This window comes from Allobosea sp. FW305-C-101 (assembly GCF_058783685.1).
The window spans coordinates 127,485-139,798 of the sequence record NZ_JBYSYT010000002.1; the positions used below are offsets into that span (position 1 = coordinate 127,485).

13 protein-coding genes are annotated in these 12,314 nt (G+C 68.2%); 8 read left to right on the forward strand and 5 right to left on the reverse strand.

The features are described 5' to 3' along the window. From AC3WMA_RS08050 to AC3WMA_RS08065, 4 genes are all read right to left on the reverse strand, one after another. Entirely contained in the window at positions 1-861 is an 861-nt protein-coding gene (locus AC3WMA_RS08050) for a TIGR01459 family HAD-type hydrolase (protein ID WP_492284883.1), read from the reverse strand. Further along, entirely contained in the window at positions 861-1,799 is a 939-nt protein-coding gene (locus tag AC3WMA_RS08055; protein ID WP_492284884.1) for a sugar kinase, read from the reverse strand. The genes AC3WMA_RS08050 and AC3WMA_RS08055 overlap by 1 nt, the downstream gene beginning before the upstream one ends. 121 nt (positions 1,800-1,920) lie before the next feature. Next, complete coding sequence (locus tag AC3WMA_RS08060) at positions 1,921-3,165, reverse strand: hypothetical protein (protein ID WP_492284885.1); 1,245 nt, start codon at positions 3,163-3,165, stop codon at positions 1,921-1,923. A 78-nt stretch (positions 3,166-3,243) separates the two neighbouring features. Then, complete coding sequence (locus AC3WMA_RS08065) at positions 3,244-3,765, reverse strand: DUF1134 domain-containing protein (RefSeq protein ID WP_492286071.1); 522 nt, start codon at positions 3,763-3,765, stop codon at positions 3,244-3,246. 360 nt (positions 3,766-4,125) lie between these two features. On the opposite strand from AC3WMA_RS08065, the gene AC3WMA_RS08070 reads away from it, so the two are divergent. Beyond that, the gene (locus AC3WMA_RS08070) at positions 4,126-4,671 is read left to right on the forward strand and encodes a YHS domain-containing (seleno)protein (RefSeq protein ID WP_492284886.1); all 546 of its coding nucleotides are present in this window, start codon (positions 4,126-4,128) and stop codon (positions 4,669-4,671) included. A 10-nt stretch (positions 4,672-4,681) separates the two neighbouring features. Here the strand turns inward: AC3WMA_RS08070 and AC3WMA_RS08075 are convergent, their stop codons facing one another. Then, entirely contained in the window at positions 4,682-5,515 is an 834-nt protein-coding gene (locus AC3WMA_RS08075) for a 3'(2'),5'-bisphosphate nucleotidase CysQ family protein (protein ID WP_492284887.1), read from the reverse strand. Positions 5,516-5,643: 128 nt separating this feature from the next. Between AC3WMA_RS08075 and chpT the strand changes: the two genes are divergently transcribed. From chpT to AC3WMA_RS08110, 7 genes are all read left to right on the forward strand, one after another. Then, positions 5,644-6,285: a histidine phosphotransferase ChpT gene (chpT, locus tag AC3WMA_RS08080; RefSeq protein ID WP_492284888.1), complete on the forward strand. Its 642-nt coding sequence runs from the start codon at positions 5,644-5,646 to the stop codon at positions 6,283-6,285. 94 nt (positions 6,286-6,379) lie between these two features. Beyond that, complete coding sequence (locus AC3WMA_RS08085; protein WP_492284889.1) at positions 6,380-9,010, forward strand: chemotaxis protein CheW; 2,631 nt, start codon at positions 6,380-6,382, stop codon at positions 9,008-9,010. Next, positions 9,010-9,510 carry a chemotaxis protein CheW gene (locus AC3WMA_RS08090; RefSeq protein WP_492284890.1) on the forward strand — a complete coding sequence of 167 codons (501 nt, stop codon included), beginning with the start codon at positions 9,010-9,012 and terminating at the stop codon, positions 9,508-9,510. Before AC3WMA_RS08085 ends, AC3WMA_RS08090 begins: the two co-directional genes overlap by 1 nt. Before the next feature lie 31 nt (positions 9,511-9,541). After that, a complete protein-coding gene (locus AC3WMA_RS08095) occupies positions 9,542-9,907 on the forward strand; it encodes a response regulator (RefSeq protein ID WP_038359309.1) in 366 nt (121 codons plus the stop codon). Positions 9,908-9,989: 82 nt separating this feature from the next. Then, on the forward strand, positions 9,990-11,111 hold the full coding sequence (gene cheB, locus AC3WMA_RS08100; RefSeq protein ID WP_492284891.1) for a chemotaxis-specific protein-glutamate methyltransferase CheB: 1,122 nt from the start codon (positions 9,990-9,992) through the stop codon (positions 11,109-11,111). Next, a complete protein-coding gene (locus AC3WMA_RS08105) occupies positions 11,108-12,001 on the forward strand; it encodes a CheR family methyltransferase (protein WP_492284892.1) in 894 nt (297 codons plus the stop codon). Before cheB ends, AC3WMA_RS08105 begins: the two co-directional genes overlap by 4 nt. Positions 12,002-12,073: 72 nt before the next feature. After that, positions 12,074-12,214, forward strand: coding sequence for a hypothetical protein (locus AC3WMA_RS08110; protein ID WP_492284893.1), 141 nt, complete (start codon positions 12,074-12,076; stop codon positions 12,212-12,214). Positions 12,215-12,314 lie beyond the last annotated feature (100 nt).

A 12,314-nucleotide genomic window follows, 5' to 3' on the forward strand; every position in this document is an offset into this window, starting at 1 on the left:
TCAGGCCAGCGCGCCCATCGCCGCGATCGGCTGGACGGGCAATCCGTCCATCACCTTGGCGAGGCCGGCCGCATCGACCTCCCCGCCCCGCATCGTCTCGTCACGATGGATGCCGCCGGCTATGAACAGGCTGTCAAAGCCCATCAGGCGTGCACCGGCCAGATCGGTGCGCACCGCATCGCCGATCACCAGCACCTTGCCGGTCTCAACCGGCCGGCCGCCGCGCGCATCGGCCGCCGCCGCGAGCGCAAGGTCATAGGCCGGGCGATAGGGCTTGCCGGCCCAGGCGACGGAGCCGCCGAGTTCCTCGTAGATCGTCGCCAGCGCACCGGCGCAGGGCAGCAGGTCCTCGCCGACATGCACGACGAGATCGGGATTGCCGCAAATGAAGGGCAGGCCGCGCCGGGCAAAGCGCTCCAGCAATGGCCGGTACTGCTCCGGCGTCTCGGTGCGGTAGTCGTTGAGCTCGGTCGCGACGACGATATCCGCCTTGTCCTCGTCGACGAGCGTGACATCGAGCCCGTCGAACACGGCCCGGTCGCTCTGCCAGCCGATATGGTAGGCGCGCTTGTGATGGCTCTCAGCGATCAGGGCGCGCGTGACGTCACCGGACGTGACCAGCCGGTCCCAGGCCTCGCGCGGCACGCGCTTGGCATCGAGCAGCCCGGCGACCTGCTGCGACGGCCCCGGCGCGTTCGAGAGCAGCACCACCGTGCCGCCGCGTTCGCGATAGGCCATCAAGGCCTCGCAGGCCGGCTCCAGCGCCCAGAGCCCGTCATGCACGACGCCCCAGACATCGCTGATCAGCACATCGTAGCGGGCGAGGAGATCGCCTGCCCTCTTCAGAACCGGAACGCTCATCAGGAACGCGCCTCCGCGGCGATGCGTGCCTCGACATCGGCGCGGCGCGGCAGCGGCGCGACTGCGCCATAGCCCAGCGTCGACAGCGCCGCCGCGACATTGGCATAGGCGCCGGCGGCGAAGGCATCGCCCGTTCGCAGGTATTCGGCGAGGAAGGCGCCGTCATAGCAGTCGCCCGCGCCGGTCGCGTCGATCGCATCGACCTTGATCGGCCGGAAGCGCTCGCGCCGGACCGGCGTCGCCACCAGCGAGCCCTCATGGCCGAGCGTCAGCGCGACCACGCGCGCACCGAGGCCGAGATAGAAATCGACGATGGCGTCGGGGTTGTTCAGGCCGGTGAGCTGCGTCGCATCGTCGAGGCCGGGCAGGATGATGTCGGCCATGGCGCAGGCGGCGTGGACAATCGCCCTAGCGCGGGTCAGCGGCCAGAGCTTCAGGCGCAGATTGGTGTCGTAGGCGGTGAGCACACCGGCCTTGCGCGCGGTATCGAATGCATCGAACACCGCGTCGCAGGCGCTGGCCGAGATCGCCTGGCTGATGCCGGAGGCCTGGATGATCCGGGCGGAGCGGATCAGGTCTCGCGGCAGGTCGCGCGGACCGTAGAGGCTCGCGGCCGATCCGGCGCGCAGATAGGAGAAGACGTGACCGGAAGGGCCGTGATCGACGAAATAGAGGCCGGTCGGCGCGCTCGGATGGGTCGCGACATGGCTGTCGTCGACGCCTTCGCGCTTCCACAGACCGCGGATCGAATGGCCGGCACTGTCATCGCCGAGTGCACCGAGATAGCCGACCGACATGCCCTGACGCGCCGCCGCGACCGCGCAGTTCGAGGTGTCGCCGCCATGGCCGAACAGGAAGGCGCCGCTCTCGGCGCGGGTCGCATTGAACTCGCCGAGCGGTTCGCCGAGGCAAAGGAGATCGAAGCGGCTGTCGGTCACGTTTCAAACCATTCAGATGGCGTGGGAACGCCGGGAACACAGCCTTCCTAGAACATCGAATGGCAAAGTGAAATCCGCTGTCGGCGAAGAATTCGACGGCCGAGGATGCCTGCGGCCGCGCCTATTCCGCCGCCTCGCGCTTCGGCGCCGCGCTCATCAGCCGGTCCGCCAGCTTGACGATCTCCTGGCGCAAGGCCGCGTCGTTGACGCCCGCACATCCTGCCCGGCGAAGACCGGAAATCTCGTCCATGAGCTTGGTGCGATCGTCCCGCGCCTGGGTCAGCGCGCCCTGCAGCGTCTGAAGCTCGGCGCGCAGCATCTCGATCTGGCTCTCGCGTTCGTTCTGAGCGTCCTGCAAGGTCGCGACCTCCTCCCGGTTTCGCCGCTTGGCCGCCTCATGGTCGTCCTTCGCAGCAGCCAGCGCCAGGTCCAGTGCTCCACGCATATCCCTGGTCGCGGCATGGTCGGCCTGTTCCTGCCGAAGCTGCGTGTCGAGCTGCTGTGCCGCCACGCCTGCCGCGCTGGCGCGGGCATCGGCCGCCGCGAGCCCGGCCTCGGCCTGTGCGGCCCGCGCATCGAAGGCATCGGCCCGCACCCGCTCGCCATCGCGCTCACCGGTCATCGCGCGCAGCGCCGCCTCGCTCTGGACGAGGCGCTTCTCGGTCACGGCGAGCTTGTTCGCAAGCTCGTCGCCCTTGGCCTGCAGCACCATGATGCGGGTTCCGTCCTCGACCTGCGCGACGCGCAATTTCTCGGCGCCATTGCGGCTCTCGGCCAGTTCCCGCTCGCGCTCCGCCAGCAAGGTCTCGATCCGCCCGACCGCCTCCCGCTCACGATCCAGCTCGCCGTTGCGCGCGACCAGATCGGCGCCGGTGCCGGTCAAGGCCGAGCGCGTCTCTTCCAGATTGCGTTCGAGGCTCGCGAGATCCGCCACCCGCTTCTCCAGCGTGGCAGTTGTTTCACCATGGCCGGACCGTTCACTGGCGAGCGCGGTCTGCGTATCGGCAAGCTCGCCGCGTGTCTGCGCGAGATCGATTTCGAGCCCGCCGATCCGGGCGTCGCGCTCGCCGAGCTCGCGTTCCAGCCGGCCGATCGTCATGTCGCGCCGGCCGAGTTCCTGCATCGCGCCGGCCTTGGCGGCGAAGCCGCGCTCGGCATCTTGCTCGGCCGAGCGCATGCGCAGGGCAAGCTCGGCGCGCAGATGATCGCGATCGGCAGCGATTTCGGCGAGCGACAACGGGAATGCGGCCTCGGCCCGCTTGCGCGCCAGCCTGTCGGCCCGCCGCGCCAGCGCCGGCACGGCCGCCAGGGCCATGAGGGCGGCGCAGAGGAAGCCGAGCGCGAACAGCATGGCGGCTTCGATCAAGTCTCAGGACTCCCGGCTATGGGCTGAGGCCGAATCTGCCATGGCAGGGGCGCCATGGCCAGAGGTAGTCGCCCCGGCCTAGAACGGGTTCCAGGTCGCCTGCTGCGTGAACTTGAGATAGCCGAGATTGACGCCGAGCCGCCAGCCGACGCCGGTGCGGATCGGCACCACGGTGATGCCCTCGGCCGTGAGCGCGGTGAAACCGAAGCCGCCGATGAAATAGGCCGAGCCATCGACACCGGCGAAGCGCTGGTAGAGCGCGTCGACCACCGGCAGGTTGTAGACCAGCATCATCGTGCGCGCGCCCTCGCCGCCGAAATCGAAGCCGATCGAAGGTCCTTGCCAGAATACGCGGCGGTCACCGGCATTACGGGTATAGAGCTGGCCCTCGCCATAGCGCAGACCACCGACGAAGGCGCCGGAGGCTTCCTGGCCAAGGACATAGCCGTTCGGCTCGCCCCAGCGGCGCACCGCCTCCTCGATCGTCAGCGCAAGCCCACGCGAGACGTTGCCGAAGAACTTGTGGCCGGAGCCGACGAGTTCGTTCTGGGTGAACGATTGCTGTTCCTTGTACTTCTGAGCGAGCGCCGGAAGCGGCATCCCGCTCAGGCTCGCGCCGGCCACGGCGAGACCGCCCGTGATCAGATTGCGGCGGGTCTGGGTCATCAGCGACATCTCCAGGCAGGGCGCCAGACAAGGCAGAGCGCCGGGGCGGTTCGATCGTCCGTCCGCTCGGCACCGGCGAAGGCTGCGCGGCAGCCGGCCCGGGATGGAGGCGAGACGGGCCGGGGGGCGGGCCGATCCTGGGCCATCCGCCGCCCGACCGAACGTCGAAACGTGACGCTCGGCGAATGCGAATCAATTCGGTAACGGATTTGATACGCCGTAAATCTATCCAAGGCGTGAAGATTCCGGAGAGCCGCTTGGCCCGGGATGAGGTCCCATTGAGGATTTGATGCGATGAAGGCCGCAACAAGGCAGCGCTGGGTCTTGCTCGCGGCTGGTCTCTCGATCCTCTCCCCGACCGGACGGCCAGCCCTGGCGAGTACCCCTTCCGCCACGCCGGCCGCGGCGACGCCCGTGCCCTTCCCGACCCTGCCGGACATGCCGTCGCTCGGCGAGGTGATGCAGCGGGACCTGCACACCGGTCTCGCCATCAACGGCTTCGATCCGGTCTCCTATCGACTCGGCGCAAAGCCGCTGGCCGGACGCGCCGAATATGAGCTCATCCAGAACCGTTTCGTCTGGCGCTTTGCCTCGCAGGCCAATCTCGAAGCCTTCCGCGACGCTCCGCAGATCTACGCGCCGGCCTTTGGCGGCTTCGATCCAACCGGTGTCGCCAATGGCGTCGCCGTCGAAAGCGATCCCAGCCTGTTCGCGGTGATCGGATCGCGCCTTTACCTGTTCCGCTCGGCCGAGAACCGCCAGCGTTTCCTGCGGGAAGCCGGCTTGCTGGCGCAGGCCGAAAGCCGCTGGAACGCCGTGCTGCGCTCCGTCGCCCGCTAGCCGCTCGGCCTTAGCCGCCACAATCCCCGGCGATCGCCTGCCGGGCCAGAGCTTCGCTCGATGCCGCCACGAAAGGCGGGTTGCGGAACTGCCGCTCGCTGCGGCCGTAATCCGGCAGCGTGCCGTCCAGGGTCAGCACGATCCCGCCCGCCGCCGAGAGAATGGCATCGCCGGCAGCGATGTCCCATTCCATCGTCTGGCCGCAGCGGACATGGATATCGGCCTCGCCCGAGGCGATCATCCCGAATTTCACCGCCGACGAGACCGGGATGCCCTTGCTGCAACACATCGAGGCCGCGATGCCGTCGCTGCGACCGTCGCCATGGAAGCGGCTGACCAGCGCGACCGGCCCCTCGCCCGGCACGGCCCGGACGCTCGTCCGCCGCGCTTCGCCCAGAAGGGCGCCGTCCGGAGCGAAGTCCTGTTCAAAGGCATGCTCGCCTGAGAACCAGAGTCGTCCGATGGCCGGGGCCGCGATCGCGCCCGCGATCGGGCGGCCGTCGCTGACCACGGCGATCGCCACGCAGTAGCTGTCGCCGCCCGCAAGGAACTCGCGCGTGCCGTCGAGCGGGTCGAGCAGGATGAAGATCGCGCCGGGCGCCGCGTCCTGCGCGGTTTCCTCGCTGACGATCGGAAAGCCCGGCAGCAGGCGCGCCAAAGCCTCCTTGGCGGCATGGTCGGCCGCAAGGTCGGCGGAGCAGACGGGCGTGCCGTCGCTCTTCATCCGGACGTCGCGTGCTGCGCGCTTCGCCAGCAGGACCGCGGCGCTCACGCCGGCAGCTTCCGCCAATTTGCGCCCCAGCCCGTCGCGATCGCGCAGGCGGGGATCGTCATGGCCGATCATCGCGGCCCATCCTTCCCGTGATCGCTCCCGATATGGCGATTAACCACATGAAAACCAAGATGCCAGCATATCAAGCGACAACGACGCCCCAATTCCGGCGCATCACCGTTTCCCAGGACCCAGCCCCCATGACCGACATCTCGCTCGAGCCGCTCGATCTGGCTGCGCTTCTCTGCAGCCGTGTCTGTCATGACGTGATCAGCCCGGTCGGCGCGATTGTCAACGCTCTCGAGGTTCTGGAGGAAGACGATCCGTCGATGCGCGATTTCGCGCTGGAGCTGATCAAGAAGAGCGCGCGCGCCGCCTCGGCCCGCCTGCAATTCGCCCGTCTCGCCTTCGGCGCAGCCGGTTCCGCCGGCGCGATGATCGATCTCGGCGATGCCGGCAATGTCGCCAACGGCTTCCTCAACGATGAGAAGCTCTCGCTCGACTGGGAGGCGCCGCGCGCCCTGCTGCCGAAGAACCAGGTCAAGCTCCTGCTCAACCTGCTGGTGCTGGCGACGCAGGCCGTGCCGCGCGGCGGCAAGCTCGTCTCGCGCGCGACTGTCGAGGGCGAGCAGGGCACGTTCGAGATCACCGCGACCGGCTCGCATGCCCGGATTCCCGCCCATGTCGAGGAGCTCATCGCCGGGCGTTCGGAGACGGGCACGATCGACGCCCATGCCGTCCAGCCGCTCTATACCGGCATGGTCGCCCGCGCCGCCGGGATGGGCATCACCTTCGCCATCGAGGGCGACACGGTGACGATCAAAGCCACCAAGGCTGCGTGAACGATCGTTACCGGTCGAGGCGCGATCTCAACCGATCATAAACCGTTCTCCTGCTTTAGTTCCTGCAGCGTTCCGCGTTGAGTGAAGTTCCTGCATGGACGAGCTGCTGCAAGAGTTCCTGACGGAGACCGGCGAGAATCTCGACACGGTCGATCGGGAACTCGTTCGCTTCGAGCAGGACCCCAACGACCGCGACATCCTGCGGAACATCTTCCGGCTGGTCCATACGGTGAAGGGCACCTGCGGCTTCATCGGCCTGCCCCGGCTGGAAGCGCTGACCCATGCCGCCGAGTCGGTGATCGGGCAGTTCCGTGATGGTGCGACCGTCAAGCCCAGCGCCGTCACCGCGATCCTGGAGACCATCGACCGGATCAAGGACATTCTGGCCGAGCTCGCCGAAAAGGGGCAGGAGCCGGAAGGCAATGACGAGACGCTGATCGGCGAGTTGTTCGCGCTGGCCGAGCATGCCAAGGGCGAGCTCAAGCTGAATCCGCCGGCCGATCCTTCGCTCGATCCGGTCGCGGCTTATCTCGCGCGCCACGGCCAGGCCGCCCCTGTCGCGAGCAGCGCGGAAGACATCATCTTTCGCAGCGCGCCGGGCCCGCAGCGCGGTCCCGACGGTCGGATCGAAGGCCACGAAATCGCCGCCCCGGCCGAGGAGACGCATGGCCCGGTGCGCAGCAGCAACACGGGCCCGGCCACGCTGCGCGTCAATGTCGATACGATCGAGCATCTGATGACGATGGTCTCGGAGCTGGTCCTGACGCGCAACCAGCTCCTCGAGGTCTCCAGGCGGCAGGAGGATGCCGGGCTCAAGGCCCCGCTCCAGCGCCTGTCGCTGATCACCGCCGAACTGCAGGACGGCGTGATGAAGACGCGCATGCAGCCGATCGGCAACGCCTGGTCGAAGCTGCCGCGCATCGTGCGCGATCTCAGCGCCGAACTGGGCAAGCGCATCGAACTGATCACCGAAGGCGCCGAGACCGAGCTCGACCGGCAGATCCTCGACCTGATCAAGGACCCGCTGATCCACATGGTCCGCAACTGCGCCGACCATGCGATCGAATTGCCGGCCGACCGGCGCGAGGCCGGCAAGCCCGAGCACGGCACGATCCGCCTCGCCGCCTATCACGAGGGCGGCTCGGTCACGATCTCGATCGCCGATGACGGGCGCGGCCTCAACATCGAGCGCATCCGCGATAAGGCCATCGCCAAGGGCCTGGCCACGGAGGCGGAGCTTGAACGGCTGAGCGACGGCCAGATCGGTCGCTTCATCTTCCATCCCGGCTTCTCCACCGCCGACAACGTGACGGCAGTCTCGGGCCGCGGCGTCGGCATGGATGTCGTCAAGGCGAATGTCGATTCGATCGGCGGCACGGTCGATGTCGCGAGCCGCCCCGGCCTCGGCACGACCATCACCATCAAGATCCCGCTGACCCTCGCCATCATCTCCGCGCTGATCGTGGTCGCCGGCGAGGACCGCTACGCCATCCCCCAGATCGCCGTGCGCGAGCTGGTGCGGGCGAAGGCCGGCGACGACAACCGCATCGAGGAGATCAACGGCGCTCCGGTGCTGCGGCTGCGCGGGCGCCTGCTGCCGATCGTCTCGCTGCCGGGGCTGATGGCCTCCTCCGGCAAGGAACATGCCGGGCGGACGGATGGCGAGGGCTTCATCGTCGTCACCCAGATCGGCGAGCGGCAATTCGGCATTCTCGTCGACAGCGTCTTCCACACCGAGGAAATCGTGGTGAAGCCGATGTCGAGCAAGCTGCGCCACATCCACCTGTTTTCCGGCAACACGATCCTCGGCGACGGCACCGTCGTGCTCATCGTCGATCCCAACGGCGTCGCGCGCCTGGTCGGGGCGGCGATCACCGAGGATGTCCAACAGGAACCGCGCGAGGCGGCAGCCCAGGTGCATCGCGGCGAGCGTACGACCATGCTCGTCTTCCGCGCCGGCACCGGCAGCCTCCAGGCGCTGCCGCTCTCCCTCGTCACGCGGCTGGAGGAGATCGAGGCCGGCGAGTTCCAGCGCAGCGGCAGCCGCACATTGCTGCATTATCGCGGGCGCCTGGTTCCGGTGACGCCGGTGGCGGAGACGCAGCTGCGCGACAAGGGCATCCAGCCGCTGGTCATCGTCTCGAACGGCGACCTCACGGTGGCGCTCGCCGTCGAGGCCATCGTCGACATCGTCGAGGACACCTTCGAGCTGGAAATGGCGGCGGCGGAGGAGCGTGGCATCATCGGCTCGGCCATGATCCGCGGCCGCGCTACCGACGTTCTCGATCTCGCCCACTATCTGCCGCTGAACGAGCCCGGCTGGCTCGCGGGCGGGCGCAGCGCGGAGCTTCCCGGCCGGATCCTGCTGGTCGAACCTTCCGACTTCCTGCGCGACATGCTCGGCCCGGTCCTGAAGGCTTCGGGCCGGACCATCGCGACCCTGTCCGACTTCAGCGAGACGGGGCTCGCCGGCGGCGAGCCGATCATGACCGCGATGCTCGATCTCGATCGCGACAGCGACGCCGCCTTCGCCTTTGCCGCGATCCTGCGCGAGCGGACCAAGGGGGAGCGCCTGCGCATCCTCGGGCTCACCACTTGCGCCACGCCGGACCTGCACATGCGGGCTGTCCAGGCCGGTTTCGACGATGTCGTCGCGAAATTCGACCGTCGCGCCCTGCTGAGCGAGCTCAATACGGCCGGCGCCGACCTGAGGCATGCGGCATGATGGCGAACGAACCTCATTCTCCCGTGCCCGCCGCGCCTGGCTTCGGCGATTCGCTCGACTACGTGACGATCCGCGTCGGCGAGCAGCTGCTCGGTCTGCCGATCGGCCGCGTCCAGGACGTCTTCATCGCCAACCGCATCACGGTCGTCCCGCGCGCGCCCGACGAGATCGTCGGCCTGATCAACCTGCGCGGCCGCATCGTCACAGCGATCTGCCTGCGCAAGCGGCTTGGGCGCCCCGCTCCCCTGCGGCTCGACGGACAGGGCCGCACCGAATTGACCGCGATCGGCATCGACCATGGCGGCGAGGCCTACGCGCTCATCGTCGATGCGGTCGGCGAGGTCATCCGGCTCGACCGGTCCACCTTCGAGCCGCTTCCGGTTCATCTCGATCGCGTCTGGGCGGCGCTGGCGACGGGCATCCATCGCCTGGCCGGCGAGCTTCTCGTCGTCCTCGACCTCGACGCCGTCCTCGATCTCGACCTTCGCAGCGCGGCCTGATGGCAGCGCCACAGTTTTTGGAGACCCAGTCATGAAATACTGCCTCGTCGTCGACGACTCAGCGGTGATCCGCAAGGTGGCCCGCCGCATCCTGGAAGGGCTGCAGTTCCGCATCGCCGAGGCCGAGGATGGCGCGCGCGCCATCGACGCCTGCAAGGGCGAGATGCCGGACGCCGTGCTGCTCGACTGGAACATGCCGATCATGGACGGCTACGAGTTCCTGCGCACACTGCGCCAGATGCCGGGCGGCAAGCGCCCCAAGGTGGTCTTCTGCACCACCGAGAACGACATCGCCCATATCGCCCGCGCCATGCACGCAGGCGCCGACGAATACATCATGAAGCCCTTCGACAAGGAGATCGTGGCTTCGAAATTCCATCAGGTCGGATTGCTCTGAGTGGAAGCCTGCCGATGCGACAGGGCATCGGCGACGCCTTGACCGAGATGCCTTCGCCTATGCCGCCAGCCTAGAGAGAAACATGCCGATGTTGTCTCCGCGCGCGCTTCCCGCAAGCCCCGCATCGCGGCACAAAACCGTGGTGATCGCCGACGATTCCGTCGTTGTGCGCGGGCTCTTCGCGCGCTGGCTGGGCGAGGCCGGCAATTTCCATGTCGTCGCCGTCGCCGGCGACGGCGAGACCGCGGTCGCCCATGCCACCCGCTTCAAGCCCGACGTGATGGTGCTCGACCTCGACATGCCTGGCGTCGACGGCGCCGCCGCCCTGCCCCAGATCCTCAGGGAAAGCCCGAATACCGGCGTCCTGCTCGCGGCGACCCTGAACGAGCGCAACACCCGCCTCGCGCTGGAATGCATGACGCGGGGCGCCATGGACGTGGTCTCGAAGCCCGATAGCCGAAGCGGCATGACGCTGTCGCTCGACTTCCGCAGCGAGTTCCTGCTCAAGCTCGGTAACATCGTCCACACGCCGGTCAGGCCTGGCGCGCTGCCGCCGGAGATCGACACCGACCTGCCGCATGCCGGGCCCGTCAACCTGCGTCCGCTCGTCTCGGTGATGCCGCGCTATCTCGTGATCGGCGCCTCGACGGGCGGCCCTCGCGCCGTCGCCAAGGTGCTGTTCGACATCGGCGAGGGCCTCAACGACCTCACCACGATCGTCGTCCAGCATATGCCGCCGCTCTTCACCGCCTCCTTCGCCGAGCAGGTCGCCAACCATATCGGCGTCCCCGCCCGCGAGCCTTTCGACGGCGAGCGCCTGATGCGCGGCACGGTCTATATCGCGCCCGGCGGCCGCCATCTCGGCATCGACCGCCGGCTCGGCCATATCGTCGCCCGCATCGGCGACGAGCCGCCCGTCAATTTCTGCCGGCCGGCCGTCGATGTGCTGTTCGGCGATGCCGCCCGCCATCTCGGCGCGGCCGCTCTCGGCCTCGTCCTCACCGGCATGGGCAGCGACGGCACCGATGGCGCCGGAGCCTTGCGTAAGGCTGGCGCCGCGGTCATCGCCCAGGACGAGCCGAGCAGCACCATCTGGGGCATGCCCGGCTCGGTCGTGCGGGCCCGCCATGCCAGCACCGTGGTCGCGCTCGACGAAATCGGCGCCTCGATCCGCTGCCTCGTGCGCGGGGTGCAGACGGCATGACCGAAGCCGATTTCGCCTTCCTGCGCCTTCTGCTGCAACAGCGCTCCGGCCTGTCGCTGACCGCCGACAAGCGCTATCTCGCCGAGAGCCGGCTCGGCATCCTCTGCCGCCGGCGCGGCATCGCCGATCTCGAGGCGCTCGTCCGCCAGCTCAGGCTCTCCCGCGATCCGGGCCTCGAAAGCGCCGTGGTCGATGCGATGACCACGAACGAGACCCTGTTCTTCCGCGACCAGACGCCGTTCAACCTGTTCCGCGACGTCATCCTGCCCGAGCGGCTCGCCGCCAACGCCGCCAGCCGCTCGCTGCGGATCTGGTGCGCCGCCGTCTCCAGCGGCCAGGAGGCCTATTCGCTGGCCATGCTGATCGACGAGCTCGGCGACCGGCTCGCCGGCTGGAAGATCGAGATTCTCGGCACGGACATCTCCGCGGAGATCCTGGAAAAGGCCCGCGCCGGCATCTACAGCCAGTTCGAAATCCAGCGCGGACTGCCAATCCAGATGCTGCTGAAGCATTTCCAGCAGGTCGGCGACAAATGGCAGGTCTCTCAGCGCATCCGCGCGATGGTCGAGTTCAAGCAGCACAACCTGCTGGAGCGCAACGACCAGTTCGGCCGCTTCGACGTGGTCTTCTGCCGCAACGTCCTGATCTATTTCGACGTGCCGACCAAGGTGAAGGTGCTGGAGATGCTGACGCCGCGCCTAGTGCCGGACGGTGCCTTCGTGCTCGGCGCGGCCGAAACCGTGCTGGGACTGGCGACGAAGCTGACCTGCGACCCGCAGCACCGCGGTCTCTACCGGCACGCCGGGATGGCAGCCGCCCCCGTCGCCACCTCTCCTGCGCCAAGTCTGCGGCCGCGCCCCGCCATCACCGCCACCGCGCTGCGCGGCTGAGAGCCGAAGCCACCCGTTGCCGGAATAGCCTCGTCATTCCGGGGCTTCGCGTCAGCGAAGAGCCCTGAACCCATGAACACGACGCTGTTCCAGTTCGTGACGCTCGCCACAAGCCCGGCCAAGACGGCGGATGTCGTGTCCATGGGTTCCGGGCTCGCCTTTCGGGCGCCCCGGAATGACGACGCTGAGACATTCAGCTCCGACGGCCATTAGCGACGGACACCGCACAAACAAAAACCCCGCCTCTCGGCGGGGTCCCCGTCGACCTGTCGTGTACATCCGACGATCAGGTCAAGAACTGGTATGCCGTCGC